At 64.3% G+C, this 16,756-nt stretch carries 15 protein-coding genes; 7 read left to right on the forward strand and 8 right to left on the reverse strand.

What is annotated here, in order from left to right; all coding sequences use genetic code 11:
* The first annotated feature begins 42 nt into the window (after nucleotides 1-42).
* Genes XH91_RS15990 through XH91_RS16000 form a run of 3 tightly spaced genes read left to right on the forward strand, consistent with a single transcriptional unit; the run spans nucleotide 43 to nucleotide 3,192 of the window.
* Nucleotides 43-825, forward strand: a complete 783-nt coding sequence (locus XH91_RS15990) for a DUF169 domain-containing protein (RefSeq protein WP_128951460.1) — start codon at nucleotides 43-45, stop codon at nucleotides 823-825.
* A gap of 9 nt (nucleotides 826-834) precedes the next feature.
* Nucleotides 835-2,013 carry a saccharopine dehydrogenase family protein gene (locus XH91_RS15995; RefSeq protein WP_128951461.1) on the forward strand — a complete coding sequence of 393 codons (1,179 nt, stop codon included), beginning with the start codon at nucleotides 835-837 and terminating at the stop codon, nucleotides 2,011-2,013.
* 3 nt (nucleotides 2,014-2,016) lie between these two features.
* Nucleotides 2,017-3,192, forward strand: a complete 1,176-nt coding sequence (locus XH91_RS16000) for a saccharopine dehydrogenase family protein (RefSeq protein WP_128951462.1) — start codon at nucleotides 2,017-2,019, stop codon at nucleotides 3,190-3,192.
* 32 nt (nucleotides 3,193-3,224) lie between these two features.
* Here XH91_RS16000 and XH91_RS16005 read toward each other — a convergent pair whose 3' ends face one another.
* Entirely contained in the window at nucleotides 3,225-4,421 is a 1,197-nt protein-coding gene (locus tag XH91_RS16005; RefSeq protein ID WP_128951463.1) for an FAD-dependent monooxygenase, read from the reverse strand.
* Between the two features lie 148 nt (nucleotides 4,422-4,569).
* Here XH91_RS16005 and XH91_RS16010 point away from each other — a divergent pair, with 148 nt between their 5' ends.
* Complete coding sequence (locus XH91_RS16010) at nucleotides 4,570-5,046, forward strand: MarR family transcriptional regulator (protein ID WP_128954864.1); 477 nt, start codon at nucleotides 4,570-4,572, stop codon at nucleotides 5,044-5,046.
* Here XH91_RS16010 and XH91_RS16015 read toward each other — a convergent pair.
* The 3 genes from XH91_RS16015 to XH91_RS16025 all read right to left on the reverse strand — a co-directional run bounded on the left by XH91_RS16015 (nucleotide 5,015) and on the right by XH91_RS16025 (nucleotide 9,229).
* On the reverse strand, nucleotides 5,015-6,271 hold the full coding sequence (locus XH91_RS16015) for an O-antigen ligase family protein (protein ID WP_164934017.1): 1,257 nt from the start codon (nucleotides 6,269-6,271) through the stop codon (nucleotides 5,015-5,017). The two genes, XH91_RS16010 and XH91_RS16015, sit on opposite strands and share 32 nt — an antisense overlap.
* 156 nt (nucleotides 6,272-6,427) lie before the next feature.
* The gene (locus XH91_RS16020) at nucleotides 6,428-7,975 is read right to left on the reverse strand and encodes an undecaprenyl-phosphate glucose phosphotransferase (RefSeq protein ID WP_128951465.1); all 1,548 of its coding nucleotides are present in this window, start codon (nucleotides 7,973-7,975) and stop codon (nucleotides 6,428-6,430) included.
* A gap of 120 nt (nucleotides 7,976-8,095) precedes the next feature.
* A complete protein-coding gene (locus XH91_RS16025) occupies nucleotides 8,096-9,229 on the reverse strand; it encodes a glycosyltransferase family 4 protein (RefSeq protein ID WP_128951466.1) in 1,134 nt (377 codons plus the stop codon).
* A gap of 194 nt (nucleotides 9,230-9,423) precedes the next feature.
* On the opposite strand from XH91_RS16025, the gene XH91_RS16030 reads away from it, so the two are divergent.
* Nucleotides 9,424-11,655 carry a GumC family protein gene (locus tag XH91_RS16030; protein ID WP_128951467.1) on the forward strand — a complete coding sequence of 744 codons (2,232 nt, stop codon included), beginning with the start codon at nucleotides 9,424-9,426 and terminating at the stop codon, nucleotides 11,653-11,655.
* Nucleotides 11,656-11,701: 46 nt separating this feature from the next.
* On the opposite strand, the gene XH91_RS16035 is transcribed toward XH91_RS16030, so the two are convergent.
* Nucleotides 11,702-12,883 (reverse strand): GNAT family N-acetyltransferase, encoded by a 1,182-nt coding sequence (locus tag XH91_RS16035; RefSeq protein ID WP_128951468.1) that lies wholly within the window; start codon nucleotides 12,881-12,883, stop codon nucleotides 11,702-11,704.
* A 130-nt stretch (nucleotides 12,884-13,013) separates the two neighbouring features.
* On the opposite strand from XH91_RS16035, the gene XH91_RS16040 reads away from it, so the two are divergent.
* The gene (locus XH91_RS16040; RefSeq protein ID WP_128951469.1) at nucleotides 13,014-14,057 is read left to right on the forward strand and encodes a polysaccharide deacetylase family protein; all 1,044 of its coding nucleotides are present in this window, start codon (nucleotides 13,014-13,016) and stop codon (nucleotides 14,055-14,057) included.
* On the opposite strand, the gene XH91_RS16045 is transcribed toward XH91_RS16040, so the two are convergent.
* Complete coding sequence (locus tag XH91_RS16045; protein ID WP_128951470.1) at nucleotides 14,047-14,268, reverse strand: DUF2842 domain-containing protein; 222 nt, start codon at nucleotides 14,266-14,268, stop codon at nucleotides 14,047-14,049. The genes XH91_RS16040 and XH91_RS16045 overlap by 11 nt on opposite strands.
* 109 nt (nucleotides 14,269-14,377) lie before the next feature.
* Between XH91_RS16045 and XH91_RS16050 the strand changes: the two genes are divergently transcribed.
* Nucleotides 14,378-15,460, forward strand: a complete 1,083-nt coding sequence (locus tag XH91_RS16050; protein ID WP_128951471.1) for a COX15/CtaA family protein — start codon at nucleotides 14,378-14,380, stop codon at nucleotides 15,458-15,460.
* A gap of 5 nt (nucleotides 15,461-15,465) precedes the next feature.
* Here the strand turns inward: XH91_RS16050 and XH91_RS16055 are convergent, their stop codons facing one another.
* Both XH91_RS16055 and XH91_RS16060 read right to left on the reverse strand, forming a co-directional pair.
* Nucleotides 15,466-15,801 (reverse strand): hypothetical protein, encoded by a 336-nt coding sequence (locus XH91_RS16055; RefSeq protein WP_128951472.1) that lies wholly within the window; start codon nucleotides 15,799-15,801, stop codon nucleotides 15,466-15,468.
* 82 nt (nucleotides 15,802-15,883) lie between these two features.
* Nucleotides 15,884-16,636, reverse strand: coding sequence for a class I SAM-dependent methyltransferase (locus XH91_RS16060; protein ID WP_164934302.1), 753 nt, complete (start codon nucleotides 16,634-16,636; stop codon nucleotides 15,884-15,886).
* Nucleotides 16,637-16,756 lie beyond the last annotated feature (120 nt).

Genomic DNA, 16,756 nt, shown 5'->3' on the forward strand with positions numbered 1-16,756 from the left:
AACAGATCTTCGAAGCGCAACGATCCGCGTCGGGAGGATGCCATGCCGCAGCAAGCCGCTGATACGATCGACCTTGCCGGCCTCGTGGCCGACCTCAACAGCCTGTTGCGGCTGAAGACGACCGTCATCGGCATGAAGCTGTTCGCGCGCGCCGAAGACATGGAGGCGATCCCGAAGATACGGCGGCCGAATGCGGTCCACACCACCGACCAGATCGTCAGCATGGCCTCGCGGCTCGGCTGGACCGTTGGCATCACCGGCGACGATCTCGTCGGCAACCAATGCCGCGCCGTCATCGGTCTCGCACCCCAGGACGAGAAATGGCTCGCCGGCGAAAACTATGTCGGCGTGTGGCACGGCACCGCGGAGGATGCGCGCAAGCGCCAGGAGGCGCTGGACGTGGTTCCGTTCGGGCAGTATCAGGCGCTCGCGGTCAGTCCGCTCGCCAGCGGCCGGCTCGATCCGCCCGACATCTGCCTCGTCTACGCGACGCCCGGGCAGATGATCATCCTGATCAACGGGCTGCAATATACCGGTTACAAGAAGTTCGAATGGGGCGTGGTCGGGGAGACCGCGTGCGCGGATTCCTGGGGGCGGGCGCTGAAATCAGGCGAGCCCAGCCTGTCCTTGCCATGCTATGCCGAACGGCGCTATGGCGGCGTGCCTGACGAGGAGATGCTGATGGCGCTGAAGCCACATCATCTCGCCAAGGCAATCGAAGGCATGAAGGCTCTGGCCAAAAACGGCCTGCGCTATCCGATCCCGCCCTATGGAATTCAAAGCGACGTCCGCGCCGGCATGGGCGTGAGTTACGCGAAGAAGTAAAGGCCAGTCATGAGCTCTGCGAAATTCGACATCGTCGTCTACGGCGCGACCGGTTTCACCGGTCAGCTCGTCGCCGAATATCTGGCGGCGCATTACAAGAACGACAAGCAGCTCAAATGGGCGATGGCCGGACGCAGCCTCGACAAGCTGAAATCCGTGCGCGATGCGATCGGCGCGCCCGCGGACACGCCGCTGATCGTGGCGGATGCGTCCGATGCGGCCTCGCTGAAGGCGATGGCGGAGCAGACGAAATCTGTCATCACGACGGTCGGCCCGTATCAGCTCTACGGCGAGGAGCTGCTCGCAGCCTGCGTCGCCACCGGCACGGACTATTTCGATCTCTGCGGCGAGCCGATCTGGATGCGGCAGATGATCGACAAATACGAGGCTGCCGCGAAGGACAGCGGTGCGCGCATCGTGTTCTCTTGCGGCTTTGACTCCGTGCCGTTCGAGCTCGGTACGTTGTTCGTCCAGGAAGAGGCCAAGCGCGTGTTTGGCGCTCCGGCCCCGCGGGTGAAGGGGCGCGTGCGCGACATGCGCGGCACGCTTTCGGGCGGCACCGCGGCGAGCGCCAAGGCGACGTTCGACGCTGTTGCCAAGGATATGAGCCTCGTTGCGATCCTGAACGATCCATTCGCCTTGACGCCGGGCTTCGCTGGACCGAAGCAGCCGAGGGGTAACAAGCCGCTGATCGAGGAGGATCTCAATTCCTGGGCCGCGCCCTTCATGATGGCGCTGATCAACACCCGCAACGTTCATCGCTCCAACATGCTGATGGGCTTTCCCTACGGCCAGGACTTCGTCTACGACGAGATGGTTTTGACCGGCCCCGGCGACAAGGGCGAGGCCAACGCCAAGCGCGTGATGGCGGCGAACGCCGAGAAGACCGGCCCGAGCGCGCCGAAGCCGGGCGAGGGGCCATCGAAGGAGGAGCGCGAGAACGGGCTCTTCAATTTGCTCTATGTCGCGATCGCGCCCGACGGCCGCATGGTTCGCGCCGGTGTGACCGGTGATCGCGATCCCGGCTACGGCTCGACCTCGAAGATGATCTCCGAATGCGCGATTTGCATGTTGCGCGATGCGAGCGATGTCGCGGCCGGGTTCTGGACGCCTGGCGCGGCGATGCAGGACAAGCTGATCAAGCGGCTGAGGGACAATGCCGGGCTGACGTTCGAGGTGGAAGCGTAGGCCGTGTCTGCCAAGTTCGACATCGTCGTCTACGGCGCGACCGGATACACCGGTCAGCTCGTGGCCGAGTACCTCGCGGCGCACTACGTTGGCGATGGCGCGCCGACTTGGGCGATGGCCGGACGCAGCAGAGACAAGCTCGCCTCCGTTCGCGATGCGATCGGCGCACCCGCGGACACCCCGCTGATCGCAGCGGACGCCGCCGATCCGGCATCGTTGCGGGCCCTGGTCGATCAGGCGAAGCTGGTCGTCACCACGGTCGGTCCCTATCAGCTTTACGGGTCCGATCTGCTTGCGGCCTGCGTCGCTGACGGCACCGACTACATGGATCTCTGCGGCGAGCCGATCTGGCTGAAACAGATGATCGACAAGCACGAGGCGGCCGCCAAGGCGAGCGGGGCGCGCATCATGTTCTCCTGCGGCTTCGATTCCATGCCGTTCGAGCTCGGTGCGTTCTTCGTCCAGGAGGAAGCAAGGCGGGTGTTCGGCGCGCCGGCCTCGCGGGTCAAAGGACGCGTTCGTGACCTCAGCTGGAAGTTCTCCGGCGGCACCTCCGCGAGCGCAAGGGTCACCTTTGAAGCGGTTGCGCAGGATCTCAGCCTGGTGTCGATCCTCAAGGATCCCTTCGCGTTCACGCCCGGCTTCGAGGGGCCCAAGCAGCCGCGCGGCAACAAGCCTGTTTTCGAGGAGGACCTGCAATCCTGGTCCGCCCCGTTCGCGATGGCGACGTTGAACACACGCAATGTCCATCGTTCCAACATGCTGATGGGATTTCGGTACGGCAGAGACTTCGTCTACGACGAGATGGTGCTGACCGGACCGGGGGATGAAGGTCAGACCAACGCGAAGCTCGTCATGGCCGCCAACAACGAGAAGACCGGACCCAAAGCGCTGAGGCCCGGCGAGGGACCGTCGAAGGAGGAGCGCGAGGCCGGTCGCTGCGACCTGCTCTATATCGCGATTGCGCCCGATGGTCGCCAGGTTCGCGCGGCGGTCAAAGGCGATCTCGATCCCGGCTACGCGTCAACGGCCAGGATGATCTCGGAATGTGCGATCTGCCTGCTGCGTGACGCGCCCGACGTCCCGGCCGGTCTCTGGACGCCGGGCGCAGCGATGCAGCACAAGCTGATCAAGCGGCTCGTCGATCATGCCGGGCTGAGGTTTGAGGTGGAGAATTAAGCGCGCGCGCCTAGCTGACGGTGAGATTGCGGCTACGCCGCCCGCGCATCATACGCGTACATGAAGTCCATGCTCTTCGCGCCCAGCGGCAACAGCCATTTCATCATCTGATTGCGGATGAAGGCGCCGGTGGCGCTGAACTCGCGTTTGCTGTTGCCGTTGCGACGGGCGATGGCGACGATCTTCTCGGCGCGGGGGCGCCGCTCGGCCTCGAAGGCCTGGAAGGTCGCCGTCAGCCCCTGACCCTCCTGCATCAGCCGAGCGAGCCGCATCGCATCTTCCAGCGCGAGCGACGCTCCCTGGCCGGCATGCGGGCTGGTGGCATGCGCGGCGTCACCGATCAGCAGCGAGCGCTTGCGTGACCAGGTCGGCAAGGTCGCGACGTCGAGCGTGTCGGTGACCACGATGTTCTCGGCTGCCTCGATGATCGCAGGGATCGGATCGTGCCAGCCGTGATGGAAGCCGCGCAGATGCTGCTTCAGCGTTTGTTCGTCGAGCGCGCGAAACATCGCGGCATCCATGCCGTGCGCGGGCTGCGTGCTCCACCACATCGCGCCGTCCTTCGGATCCGGGCTGCAATAACCGTAGCCGAAGAAGCCGCTCTGTCCGAACGTGGTCTCGACATGCCGGCCGATGGCTCTTCCGTCGAGGACGGCGTGCGGAACGAAGCCGCCGAAACCGATCAGGCCGGTGTTGAACGGTTTGGGGCCATCAGGCACCACCTGGCGCCGCGTGATCGAATGCACGCCGTCGGCGCCGATCAGGAAGTCACCTTCCGCGGTGGTGCCGTCGGCGAAATAGGCGATGACAGGCTGGTCGCCACGATCCTCGATCTTGATCAGGCGCTTGTCGAAATAGAGCGAGACGCAGGCGCACCAGGCCTTGTCGATCAGCATCTCGTTCAACGTCGCGCGGCAGACATTGACCGCGGGCTGGCCGAACCGCCGCGCCATGTCGCGGTTAAGCGAGCCGAGCCTTTGGCCTTCCTGCGAATAGAAGTCGAAGGACTCCGCGATCGAGCCGCGGCTGATCAGTTCGTCGGCAAGCCCGATCTCGTCCATGACATGCATGCCGTTCGGCGCGATCTGGAGGCCGCCGCCGATGCCCTTGGAGTAGGGCCAGGCTTCGTAGATCGCCGATTCGATGCCGGCGCGGCGCAGCAGGATTGCGGCGACGGGGCCGGCGATGCCGGCGCCGATGATGAGGGCCTTGCGTGGACGGTGAGGCATTGGCTTGCTCCCGACGTTTCCGTTGTGCTAGGAGGAATTAAGGTCACTAAATCTCTTAGTGACTAAGATATATATCGACTAAGATATGAGGTGAGCCTTGTCAAGGGCAAAGGCGCGCGCGGCGTTGCTGGCGGAATTGGAAGAGGCGATGCGGCGATCGTCCGCGCAGGGCGTGCTCTATGGGCAAGCCGTTGCCAACGTGGCCGGAATTGCCAATTCCGACCTCGAATGCATGGACATTCTCTATCTCGAAGGGCGCGTGACCGCGGGGAGGCTTGCCGAGGTGACGGGGCTCACGACGGGCGCCATCACCGGCGTGGTCGACCGGCTCGAGAAGGCGGGTCTGGTACGCCGCGAGCGGGACGAGGCCGACCGGCGCAAGGTGTTTATTGCCGTCGTGCCCGAGACGGCGATGAAGATCGGTCAGCTCTACGTGCCGATGCAGCAGGCGATGGAAAAGGTCTTCAGTGCCTATAGCGACGAAGAGCTGCGCCTGCTGCTGCGTTTCGCCAACGAGGGCTACAAGGGCGTGCTCGCGGCGACCGCGGCGCTGAAAAGCCTGCTCGACACGCCCCCGGAGAAGCGGCCTGACCTCAAGCTGAAGAAGCGTCGTCCGAAGCCTTGATCTTGTAAGCCTGCGCGGCCGCGATCATGCCCCACATCGCGCCCAGCATCATCCAGAAGTGGCGCCAGTGGTCGGTGTCGATCACGAAACTTTCGCCGACGGTGCCGACGAAGGCCGAGAACACCGCGAGATAAGCGCGCTGCCAGGGCACGCGCACGAAAATATGGCGGAAGCCCATGATCACGGTGGTGAAGACCAGCGCCGGATAGCAAACGCCGGAGAGCCAGCCGCCGGACATGAAGGCGTTCAGGTAGGAGTTGTGGGTGTCTTCGGGGAAGAAGCGGTGGAATTGCAGCGGTCCGATGCCGAACGGCAGGTCGAGCGCCATCTCCGCACCCAGGATGTGCCGGCCGAACCGGCCGAAGCGGCCCTCGTCATAGCTCTGGTCGAAGCTCGCGCGCTGCTTGAACATCTCGGCGACGGAATCGAACGACAGCAGCACCGCGATGAGTGCCAGACCCAGCACCACCGCGACGATCGCCATGATGATGATGCGCGAGCGCTGCGCATTGGTGCGGCTGGTCAGCACCATCAATGCCAGCATGAACGCCGAGGTCAGGATCAGCCCGCCCCAGGCCGCGCGGGAGAAGGCGAGCAGGATGGCCAGCGACATGATGCCGAAGGCGATGGTATTGCGGAACGCCTTGGCCAGCTTGTCGGAAACCACGCTCTGCAGCGCAAACAGCGCCGGCAGGATCAGGAACGCGCCAAGCACGTTCGGGTCCTTGAAAGTGCCGCGTGCGCGCTCGTAGAGCGTCAGCAGATCGTGGCCGCCGGGAACGAGATTGAAATAGCCTGATATGGCCGAGAGCGAGGCGATCATCGCGCCGACCACCAGGCCACGGCGCAGCATGTCGAGCCGCGCGGCCGTATCCTCGGAGATGACCATGGCGAAGAACACCACGGTCACAGCCATGTACCAGGAGGTCGCGATCCAGCTTGCGACCTCAGACTGGTCGAGCAGCGGGATCGCACTGATGGTGTAGCCGACATTGAGCAGAACCAGGGCCAGCAGCAGCGGCATCAGCACGAGACGCAGGCGCAGGCCGGTGGCGAAGAAGGCGACGGTGGCGAGCAGCGTCACGATCTCGTAAGGGCTGGGCTCGATGAAGACAATTGCGCCCGATGCACCGACCAGCCAGACCAGCGCGCGCTGGAGAGCGAGCACGCCGGGCGCGGCCGGTACGGCTACGTTCACTTCACCGGCTGTTGCCGCATACGCCATCACACGCTCATACGCTTACACAACGCTCACGCCACAAATACCGCTGTCATCGCCCGGCTTGACCGGGCGATCCAGTACTCCGCGGCGCCTGTTGCGGAAGACGGCCGGCGCTGCGGCGTACTGGATGCCCCGGTCAAGCCGGGGCATGACGGAAACTCAATACGCGTTCTCGTTCTTGGTCAGCAGCGAGAGCGGGGTCTTCAGGAGAATGACGAGATCGAACAGCACCGACCAGTTCTCGATGTAGTAGAGGTCGAACTCGACGCGCTTCTGGATCTTTTCTTCATTGTCGATCTCGCCGCGCCAGCCGTTGATCTGGGCCCAGCCGGTGATGCCGGGCTTGACGCGGTGGCGGGCGAAATAGCCGTCGACGGCCTCATCGAACAGCCGGCTCTGGAGCTTGCCCTGCACCGCATGCGGACGTGGGCCGACCAGGGAGAGATTGCCGGCGAAGACCACATTGAAGAGCTGGGGGAGTTCGTCCAGGCTGGTCTTGCGGATGAAGCGGCCGACGCGGGTGACGCGCGGATCGTTCTTGGTCACGACCTTCGATGCCGTCGGGTCGGCCTGATGATGATACATCGAGCGGAATTTATAGACGTCGATGCGTTCATTGTTGAAGCCGAACCGCTTCTGGCGGAACAGCGCGGGGCCGGGGCTGTCGAGCTTCACCGCCAGCGCCACCAATGCCATCACGGGAAGAGCCGCGAGCAGCGCGAGGCTGCCGACGACGCGGTCGAACAGCCATTTCATCACTAGATCCCAATCGGTGATCGGCGCCTCGAACACGTCGAGGGTCGGTACCTCGCCGAGATAGGAATAAGAGCGGGGGCGGAAACGCAGCTTGTTGGTGTGTGCGGAGAGACGGATGTCGACCGGCAGCACCCAGAGCTTCCTGAGCATCTCCAGGATGCGCGTCTCCGCCGAGATCGGGAGCGCGAACAGCACGAGATCGACGCGGGTGCGCCGGGCGAATTCAACGATGTCGTCGACCTTGCCCAGCTTGCGCGCGCCGGCGCAGGTGTCGAGCGCGCGGCTGTCGTTGCGGTCGTCGAACACGCCGAGCACGTGGATGTCGGAATCCTCCTGCGCCCTCAGCGCTTCGACCAGCTGCTCGCCGTTGCTGTCGGAGCCGACGATGATGGTGCGGCGATCAAGCCGGCCCTGGCGTGCCCAGTTGCGCACCAGCGAACGGAGGATGAGGCGCTCGGTGACCAGCGCGGCGAGGCCAAGGAAATAGAAGGCGGCAAGCCACAGCCGCGAGATCTCGCTGCCGAACTTGGCGAAGAAGGAGACACCGATGAACAGCAGGAATACGAACGACCAGGACGAGATCATCCGCGTCATCTGCCGGAGCTGGCCTCGGAACAACTGCACCTGATAGATGTCCGCGGCCTGGAAGCAGACCACGGCGGCGACGGCGACAGCGACGATCTCCGTCGGATAGACCCAGCTAAAGCCGTTGTGCGGCATGACATAGCCGACATATACGGCGATGCCGACCACGCTGAGCAGCACGAAGTCGATGGAGCGCACGATGCCGGCAATCACGATCGGCGAATAGGCGCGGGCGACTTTCTGGTTGACGACTTCAAGCGCGGCCGGCGTGAGCCGGCGCCGGCGTTCGACGAAATTGGTCTCGGCAGGCTTGGCCGCGGCGCTGGTCGCGGCATCGAGCATCGAGCGTGCGTTGAGCGGTTCCACGGGCGTCTACGTCCATTCCAAAGACCCGTGGGCAGCGGCTTTTGCGCCCCGGGCATGCATCCCCTGGACCTTCGATTATCGGACAAATCGGAAGATTCTCTAAAGCGGGCTTAAGGATGGTTAATGATTGGCAAATGCATCGCGATAACCCGCGAGCACGCCGTCGACCATCGCCTGCTGGGAGAAATGGGCCGAAATGCGCTCGCGCAGGGCCGATGCGCGCTGCGTGGTCGCCTGCGCGTCGTCCAGCGCAGCTGCGATCGCCTCGGCCATGGCTTCGGCATTGCTCGCCGCGAACAGCGCCGGGCTGTCCGCACCGAATATCTCCGGGATGCCGCCGACACGCGCTGCGATCATGGGAATGCCCGCTGCGCCGGCCTCGATGACGACATAGGGCATGGAATCGCCGCGCGAGGGAACGACCAGCAATCGCCCCTTGGAAAAACCGTAACGCGCCTTGACGTGGCCGATGAAGCGGATCGCGTCCGTCAGGCCGAGCCGCTCGACCTGCGCCTTCAGCGCCGCCGTCTCCTCACCGTCGCCGCCGAGCGTCAGCGTGATTTTCTTGCCGCCCTCGTGCAACCGCGCCACCGCGTCGACCAGGAGGTCCGCGCCCTTGATGTGCCTGAACTCGCCGACATAGCAGAGGTCGGTGGCGTCATCCGCGATTGCGACGGGTTCGAACTCTTCCGGCGTCACGCCGTTGAAGACGCAATGCACCACGCCCTTGGGCGTACCGACGATGCGCTGGTAGGTGTCCCGGGCGAAGGCGCTCTCGAACAGGAACAAGTCCGTCGCGTCCATCAAAGAGCGTTCGAGGCGCGCGTAAAACTCCCCCTTCAGGGTGTTGAGCGGATAGTGCAGCGAGCCGCCATGGGGCGTGTAGATGCGGATGGTATCGTCGGCGCGGCGCCGCATGCGAACGAAGGCGCCGGCTTTGGCGCCGTGACCATGCAAGACGTCGGGCTTGAGCGCCGCAATCAGGCGGCGCATGCGCCACCAGACCAGAAAATCCTCCGGCGAGGGTTCGCGGCGGATCGCCATCCGATGCACGCCGAGCTTCAATCGCGGCGCAAGTTCGGCAAGCGCCTTGTCTGCACGCTCGCCGCCAGTGAGGCTGTCGGCGAGAATTCCGACGTGATGGCCGCGATCAACCTGGCCGTTGGCGACGTCGAGAATGTGACGGAATATGCCTCCGACGGGGGCGCGGACGGCGTGTAGAATGCGAAGCGGCTGGTCGGGAGAGGGAGGCATGATCAAAACCAGCGCACGAAACCGGACAATGTTCTCGAAATATCGATGGGATTAAGGACCCTCGTGGTTAACAAACGGTGACGAGCGCGCCCGTGTTGCCTGTTCGAGGTCGCGATTAACCCAGCGGCAACCTTAATGGAGTGTAATCGGCCTCATTGAGGTACACGAGTGGCGTTGCCCTGCGGGAGTGTTCGATGCGTTTAGCGTTCTGGCGTGCCGGCAAGGACAAGGCTGTCATCGAGCGGGCCGTTTCGAAGGCCAAGCTTGAGGCCAAGCTCGAGACAAAGCCCGGAGTTGAAGCCAAGCCTGCGCCTGACGCCGCGAAGCAGGCGCCAGCCGAATCCGGTGACATCGATCTGCACGCGCTGGGCGGTGCACTCGCGCGCAAGCGCGGTTGGATCATCGTGCCGACGGTGTTGGCCCTCGTTGCTTCCGTCGTCATCGTCAATCTCATCACGCCGCGCTACAAGTCCGAATCACGCATCCTGATCGACGGACGCGAGAACGTCTTCCTGCGGCCGAGCAGCGATCGCAGCACCGAGGAGCGGCAGGCGCTCGACCCCGAGGCCGTGACCAGCCAGGTGCAGCTCGTGCTGTCGCGTGATCTCGCGCGCGAGATCATCAAGAAGAACAAGCTGGCCGAACGGCCGGAATTCGATCCGGTGCTGCAGGGCATTTCGCCCCTGAAATCGCTCGCGGCGCTGGTCGGCATCGTCCGCGACCCGTTCTCGATGACGCCGGAAGAGCGTGTGCTCGATGCGTATTATGATCGCCTTCAGGCCTACGCCGTCGACAAGTCGCGCGTGATCGTAGTCGAATTCCAGTCGCAGGATCCGGAGCTCGCCGCGCGCGTCGCCAATTCGATTGCCGAGGGCTATCTGGTGCTCCAGCAGAATGCGCGCCAGGACCAGGCGCGCAACGCCAGCCAGTGGCTTGCAGGCGAGATCGATAACCTGCGCAAGAAGGTCTCCGACGCCGAAGCCAAGGTCGAGGATTTCCGTTCCAAATCGTCGCTGTTCGTCGGCACCAACAACACCACGCTGTCGAATCAGCAGATGGGTGAGGTCAACACCCAGCTCAACAATGCGCGCGCGCTGAAGGCGGACGCCGAATCCAAGGCACGCCTGATCCGCGAGATGCTCCAGAGCGGCAAGCCGATTGAGGCGTCCGAGGTGGTGAACTCCGAGCTGATGCGGCGGTTGTCGGAGCAGCGGGTGACGCTGCGCGCCCAGCTCGCCGAACAGTCATCTACGCTGCTCGGCAATCATCCTCGTATCAAGGAGCTGAAGGCGCAGCTGAACGACCTCGATGGCCAGATCCGCGACGAGGCCGCCAAGATCTCGCGTTCGCTTGAAAACGATGCCCGGATCGCCGGCGGCCGGGTCGACGGGCTGACCACGAGCCTCGAGCAGCTCAAGAAGCAGGCGACATCGACCAACGGCCAGGACGTTCAGCTGCGGGCGCTCGAGCGCGAGGCCAAGGCGCAGCGCGACCTGCTCGAGACCTATCTTGCCAAATATCGCGAGGCCAATACCCGCGAGACCATCGACACCGCGCCGACCGAGGGCCGTATCATCTCGCGCGGTATCGTCTCGAACACGCCGGCCTATCCGAAGAAGCTGCCGATCGTGCTGATCGCGACTCTGGCGACGCTGCTGCTGTCCTCCGGCCTCGTCGTCACCGGCGAGCTGCTGCGCCAGACCGCGCCGCGCGCCGCCGCGCCGGCCGCGCCCGCGGCGGCTCGTCGCGAGCCTGTTATCGATCAAGTGGAGACGGACCCGGCGCCGCTTCAGCCAGCGATGCCTGATGATACCGGCGTCAGCGAATTGGCCGAGATCGGGCAACTGGCCGAGAGCCTGAAGGCTGCCGGGGCGAGCGCCAAGAAGGTCACCGTGCTCGGCACCGCCGCAGGAGAGGCGATCACGCTGTCAGCGCTGACGCTCGCGCGGCATCTGGCACGCGAGGCGCGCGTCGTCGTGGTCGATCTTGCCGCGTCTTCGCCGACGATCGCCGCGGTGTCGGTCGATCCGACCGCGCCCGGTCTTGCCGAGCTGATGCAAGGGCAAGCCTCGTTCGCGCAGATCATTACGCGTGACAAATTCTCGCGGCTGCATCTCGTCTTGGCCGGCCGTCCCGGCTTCGACCAAAGCCTGCTCCAGTCGCCGCGGGTGACGCTCGCAATCGATGCCTTGCTGCGCGCCTACGATTACGTGTTGCTCGACGCCGGTGGCGCCTCCGAGCTGCCCGCGGAACTTCTGACGACGAATGCCCGCGCCGTGGTGGTCCCCGAGGCGTCGATGGAGGCTGATGCGCGTACGCTGATGTGCGAACAGCTCAAGGCCGTCGGCTTCAGCGAGGTGACGATGTTGAGCCGGCCCGTGCGGCCGTCGGATGCCGCTGAGACGGCGCGCGTGGTCGCGGCGTAGGGCCCGTTTGCTCTCGCGCTGCCTGCGATGCGAGAAGGAAAGGCCGCTATCCGAAGGCTTGCCTGAGCTGTCGCGCCAGATCGAACAGCATCTGGTTCTGCTTCACCAGGCGCTTGCCGTGGTTGATCGATGACATGGCCATGGCGGCGAGCTTGCCGCGCGGGGTAAGGGGCACGAAGCTGTCGAAGATGTCCTCGTCGTTCTTGCAGAACATGCGCTTGTAGTCATCTGATCCGATGCCGAGGTCGAGGGAGCGGTAGCCGCGCTCGCCGTATCGGTCGATGATGTAGCGCATCAGGATCAGGCCCGGACTGAAGCGGGCATGCTCCGACATCGTATAGGTGTTGAACATCATCGAAAAGCGCTGGCCGTCGGCGACACCGGCGAAGATCGCGATCACCTCGTCGTCGCATTCCAACGCATGAATGTCGATGACGCGTCCTTCGCCGCGCGGCGCCAGGCAGGCACCGCGGATGAATTGCTCGACGCCAGGCTCGGCGAAGACATCAGGCAGCTTCTGCTCCGCCATCCGAGCCGGTTTGATGCGGAAGAACCAGTCGAGTAGGCGGGTGACGTCCGCGTCTGATGTGGCGAGGTGATAGCGGTAGCCGGGAAGCGCCTGAAGCTTCTTCTCTTTGCTTTTGAGCCGGCGGCGGAACGAGTTGCTGATCCGCGATGCCGGCGGGCCGCCCGGCTCCATGATGAGCACGGGACAGCCGTTGATTGCGCTCTGCCGCGGCAGGAACGCGAACGGATTCTGCTGATCGTGCCAGCGCTTCGGTTGCTGCATCAAAGCGAGCACGTCGACCCTGTCGCGCAGCGGTGCGAAAAGCGCGTCGAGGTCGCTAGCGATGGCCTGTGCCGCGAACTCGGCGTTCCAAAGCCCCATGTTGAAGGTGGTATGCTTGCCGCCCATGAAGCAGGCCGTGCGCAGGCCGTGGTGCCGGCGGAGTGCCAGCGGAAGCAGCGCGAGCGGATTCTGCTCGGCATCGCGGGCGATCACGACGAAGGGACGGGCGCCTTCGCGCTCTCCGACCGATCGTTGCCAGGTGCCCAGCAGATCGAACCGCTGATAGGGCGTGAAGAGGTGACCGGGCTCCTCGAGCGTGCGCCAGGTCCTCTCGGCTTCACCGAGATCGGCGACGATATCGACACGCGCAATACGGCTCGCTTTGGACCGCGCTGGCGATTCTGCCGTCCGGCTTTGCATCGCCGCAGCCATGGTCATCCGCGAAACCTGTCGAGAAAGCGAAAAATACGTATTTCGGCCTGTGGCCGACCTTTGCAAATAAATGTCAACAAAGGGTAATGACAATGGGTGAGGAAACAGGCCGCCGGCGAACGCGAGGGTGGGACAATTGGCATCCGACGACAGATGGTTGGAGCGGTTGCAGCTCGAGCTGGCCTGGTTCTCGGGCCAGTCCTTGCTGCGCAGCCGCGGCGCGGGCGCCATCCTGCGTTTCGAGCACGTGCGGCCGCGGCGGAGCGGCGCGTTCCAGCCGCTGCGCCAACACGAGATCACGCCGCAATTCCTCGATCGCGCCATTCGCACGCTGAAGCGCTGGGACTATGACTTCCTCGGTATGGACGAGGTCTGCCGGCGTGCGGTGACGCTGCCGGAGAAGCGGCGCTTCGTGGCACTCACCTTCGACGGCGCCTCGAAGGACTTCATCAGCTTTGCCTATCCGGTGCTGGCGCGCCACGCCGTGCCGTTCACGCTCTATGTTCCGACCGCCTTTCCCGACGGCGTCGGCGAGGCGTGGTGGCTTGGGCTCGAGCGGGTGATCGCGCGCGAGAGCCGCGTCAGCTTGATGATGGGCGACAAGGAGCAGCGTTTCACCGTTACGGACAATGCCGAAAAACACGCGCTGTTTTCGCATCTCGAAGGTTGGCTCCGCTCGCTGCCGCCTGCGGATCTATCGGCCGCGATTGCCGATCTCTGTACACGCTACAGCATCGATCTCCTCGCGCTCTCGCGCGAGGCGTCGATGGATTGGGAGGATCTGGCGCGGCTGGCCGCCGATCCGCTGGTCACGATCGGCAGTGCGACCGTGAACTATCCCAACCTCGCCAACATGAAGGATGCGGCGGCGCTGCGCGAGATGACGATGGGCAAGGCGGTGGCGGAAGCCGCGTTTCGCCGAGAGATCCGCCACCTGGCATATCCGTTCGGCGATCGGTCCTCGTTCCGGCGCAGCCACGTCGTGATGGCGGAGGAGGCCGGCTTTGCCAGCGCGGTATCGACGATCCCGGGCATCGTGGACGCGGAAGGGCGCACCAATCTGCGCGCGTTGCCGCGGATTTCATGGGACGGGCGGGTGCGCTCGCTGCGGATGATGCGGGTGCTGGTGTCGGGCGTTGCCTTCGCACCGGTGAAACCGACGGGCAGCGTTACGAGCTAGATTTCGCCCGGTCCGGCCGCTGCATCCAGCTCACGATCGGCATGGCCGGCAGCACCCAGCCCATGCCGACCACCACGTAGTAGACCGCCTGCCGCCAGCCGGACTCGGCGATCCACGGCATCTGCGCCGCCGCCATGCCGAGCAGGGCCCAGACCGTGGCCAGCACCAGGAGCAGAATGGCGCCGAGGAACTTGCGGGTGCGGATCGTCATGGCGGGGACTTGCGGCTTTCGCGTAACTTGCGCTGCGGGAGCGGGGGACTATAAGGGGCGCGCAGTCCGGTTCAAGTCTCTTAGTCACAAGGCTTGGTTTGTCCCTGAAATGACGACGATTTCTGCCTCGAAAAACCCGCATCGTGCCGTGCGCTGGTGGCTGATCTCCGTGGCCGCCCTGATTGCGCTGATGGTGCTGGTCGGCGGCGCGACGCGACTGACGGAGTCCGGCCTTTCGATCGTCGAGTGGAAGCCGGTCACCGGCAGCCTTCCGCCGCTGTCGGAGGGACAGTGGACCGACGCCTTCGAGGCCTACAAGAAGATCCCGCAATATCGCGAGCTCAACGCCGGCATGAGCCTGTCCGAGTTCAAGCAGATCTTCTGGTGGGAGTGGAGCCACCGGCTGCTCGGCCGGTTCATCGGAATCGCTTATCTGTTGCCGTTCCTGTTCTTCCTGTGGCGCGGCGGCCTGTCGGGAGAGCTGAAGCGGCGGCTGTGGCTGCTGTTCGCGCTCGGCGGCCTCCAGGGCGCCGTCGGCTGGTGGATGGTGGCCTCTGGTCTCTCCGAGCGGGTCGAGGTGTCGCAATATCGGCTCGCGACGCATCTGGTGCTGGCGCTGCTGATCTTCGCCGGCATCGTCTGGACGGTGCGGCGGCTCGCGGATCGGCCGCAGCTCGCGGTTCCAGCGCGGCTGCGGTTCACCAGCGCCGCGCTGGTGATCCTGACCTTCATCCAGATCTATTTCGGTGCACTGGTCGCAGGCCTGCGGGCGGGGCGCGCCTACAACACCTGGCCGCAGATCGACGGTGCATTCATCCCGGCGGCGGAGCGGCTGTGGTTCGAGACGCCGTGGTGGCGCAACATGTTCGACAATGTGCTGACGGTGCAGTTCGAACACCGCATGACGGCGTATCTGTTGTTCACGCTGGTGGCGCTGCATGCGTTCGATGCGGTGCGCTCACGCGCAGGCTCGGCGGCGCGCGGTGCGCTCTGGCTGTTTGCGGCGGTCAGCTTGCAGCTCGTGCTCGGCATCCTCACGCTGCTCAATCAGGTGCCGATTGATCTCGCGCTCTCGCACCAGGCGGTTGCGATCGCCGTGCTGACCTTGGCGGTGATGCAGGCGGAGCGGCTGGCGTCGCGGCAGAGCGCGGACGTGCAGCCGCGCGCGGTCCCGGTCGGGCAGGCCGGTTGATCAGATCAGCAGTAGCCGTAGATGCCGCACGAATAGGGCAGGCGCCAGAAATACTCGACCTGCTTCCCGCCGTAATACGAGCCTTGATAGTCATAGTCCCAGGGGCGGCCGTAATAACCCGGCAGCGTGTGCGAGCCCGGCAGCAGCGGGGTGCCCGGCAGGTTGCTGATGTAGCTGCCGATGCCATCGGCCGGCGAGATCAGCGCGTCTGGATCGGTCTCGACATAGACCTTTGGCGGCGGGGCTGCGGCCCGTCGCTTCGGATGGGCGGGCAAATCGGCGGCAAGGGCTGCTGAGGCCGTCAGCATTGCCGCAAGGGCAGGCACCATCCAGCGCAGCATTATCGGCTCCGAATCACAGGGACGATCCAAAAACGATGTATGCGGCAGACATGGTTAATGACTGTTAACCGCGCTCCGCCGATCAGGCAGGAAACGTCCTGACCGGGGTCACGACCGCGTCGAATTGAATGCTCACCCGGTTCTTCAGAACGTGCTGGATGACCTCGGTTTCCGACCTCTCGAAAAACTCGTCCCAGTGCGCGGCCTGACCGAACTCTCTCGCGAAATCGATCTCGGCGAATTTTCCAAGGAAGAGGGCCGTGACATCAGACTCATGGTTCTTCGCGAGCACGTGCTTGCGTCCCGACTTCCGCATGTACAGGCCGATCATGCGGAGCGCCTTGTAGACCAGCGTGCTGTCGTGAAAGAGGACGATGGCATCGCTCTTCATTAGGGGCAGCGTCCACAGGAAATCCCTAAAGCAGGCGATATCGGTGTGCTCGCCATCGATGAAGGCGATCTCGAAACTATCGTCAGCCCCTTGCACCGCATCGACGGAGCCGTCGAACGTCGTGAGCTTGAACGTCGGAACACCACGCGACACCAGATTGTTGATCATCGTCTGGTGCGTAATTCCGGAATAGTCGAATTTAGCTCCCCTCTCATCCGGTTGTTGCCGGCCGCGTTCGTCGATCGACAGGACCGTTTTGCAGGCAGGGTCCAGCAAAAATGGCGTGAGGCTGCCTCCGAGATAGGAGCCGATCTCAACGTAGGAGAATGATCCCAGGACACGCTTGGCGAGCGCAATGGTCTGCAACAAGAACCGTTTGTCGTGAGCGCTGGTCTGGGAGGGGATTGGAAAAAGCGTTCCGATATCCGGTACGGCGATATTCATGGCCATCCTTATGCAGTCGCGATCGTTGCGCCCGGTTGTGTCGTGGGAGCGTTGGGCGACCGTAACGACGGAAGCTGGCGCGGAGCCTTCGGCAGGGCTCAGGGCCAGGTCCCGTTGCGG

This window comes from Bradyrhizobium guangzhouense (assembly GCF_004114955.1).
Classification (GTDB): Bacteria; Pseudomonadota; Alphaproteobacteria; order Rhizobiales; family Xanthobacteraceae; genus Bradyrhizobium; species Bradyrhizobium guangzhouense.

What these genes read in the sequence shown, in the direction of transcription:
- XH91_RS15990 (WP_128951460.1), top strand. Translation starts at nt 43, where the DNA reads ATGCCGCAGCAAGCCGCTGATACGATCGACCTTGCCGGCCTCGTGGCC.
- XH91_RS16025 (WP_128951466.1), bottom strand. Translation starts at nt 9,229, where the DNA reads ATGCCTCCCTCTCCCGACCAGCCGCTTCGCATTCTACACGCCGTCCGC.
- XH91_RS16030 (WP_128951467.1), top strand. Translation starts at nt 9,424, where the DNA reads ATGCGTTTAGCGTTCTGGCGTGCCGGCAAGGACAAGGCTGTCATCGAG.
- XH91_RS16015 (WP_164934017.1), bottom strand. Translation starts at nt 6,271, where the DNA reads ATGGCGTATGCGGCAACAGCCGGTGAAGTGAACGTAGCCGTACCGGCC.
- XH91_RS16005 (WP_128951463.1), bottom strand. Translation starts at nt 4,421, where the DNA reads ATGCCTCACCGTCCACGCAAGGCCCTCATCATCGGCGCCGGCATCGCC.
- XH91_RS16050 (WP_128951471.1), top strand. Translation starts at nt 14,378, where the DNA reads ATGACGACGATTTCTGCCTCGAAAAACCCGCATCGTGCCGTGCGCTGG.
- XH91_RS16035 (WP_128951468.1), bottom strand. Translation starts at nt 12,883, where the DNA reads ATGACCATGGCTGCGGCGATGCAAAGCCGGACGGCAGAATCGCCAGCG.
- XH91_RS16010 (WP_128954864.1), top strand. Translation starts at nt 4,570, where the DNA reads ATGCGGCGATCGTCCGCGCAGGGCGTGCTCTATGGGCAAGCCGTTGCC.
- XH91_RS16055 (WP_128951472.1), bottom strand. Translation starts at nt 15,801, where the DNA reads ATGCTGCGCTGGATGGTGCCTGCCCTTGCGGCAATGCTGACGGCCTCA.
- XH91_RS16060 (WP_164934302.1), bottom strand. Translation starts at nt 16,636, where the DNA reads ATGAATATCGCCGTACCGGATATCGGAACGCTTTTTCCAATCCCCTCC.
- XH91_RS16045 (WP_128951470.1), bottom strand. Translation starts at nt 14,268, where the DNA reads ATGACGATCCGCACCCGCAAGTTCCTCGGCGCCATTCTGCTCCTGGTG.
- XH91_RS15995 (WP_128951461.1), top strand. Translation starts at nt 835, where the DNA reads ATGAGCTCTGCGAAATTCGACATCGTCGTCTACGGCGCGACCGGTTTC.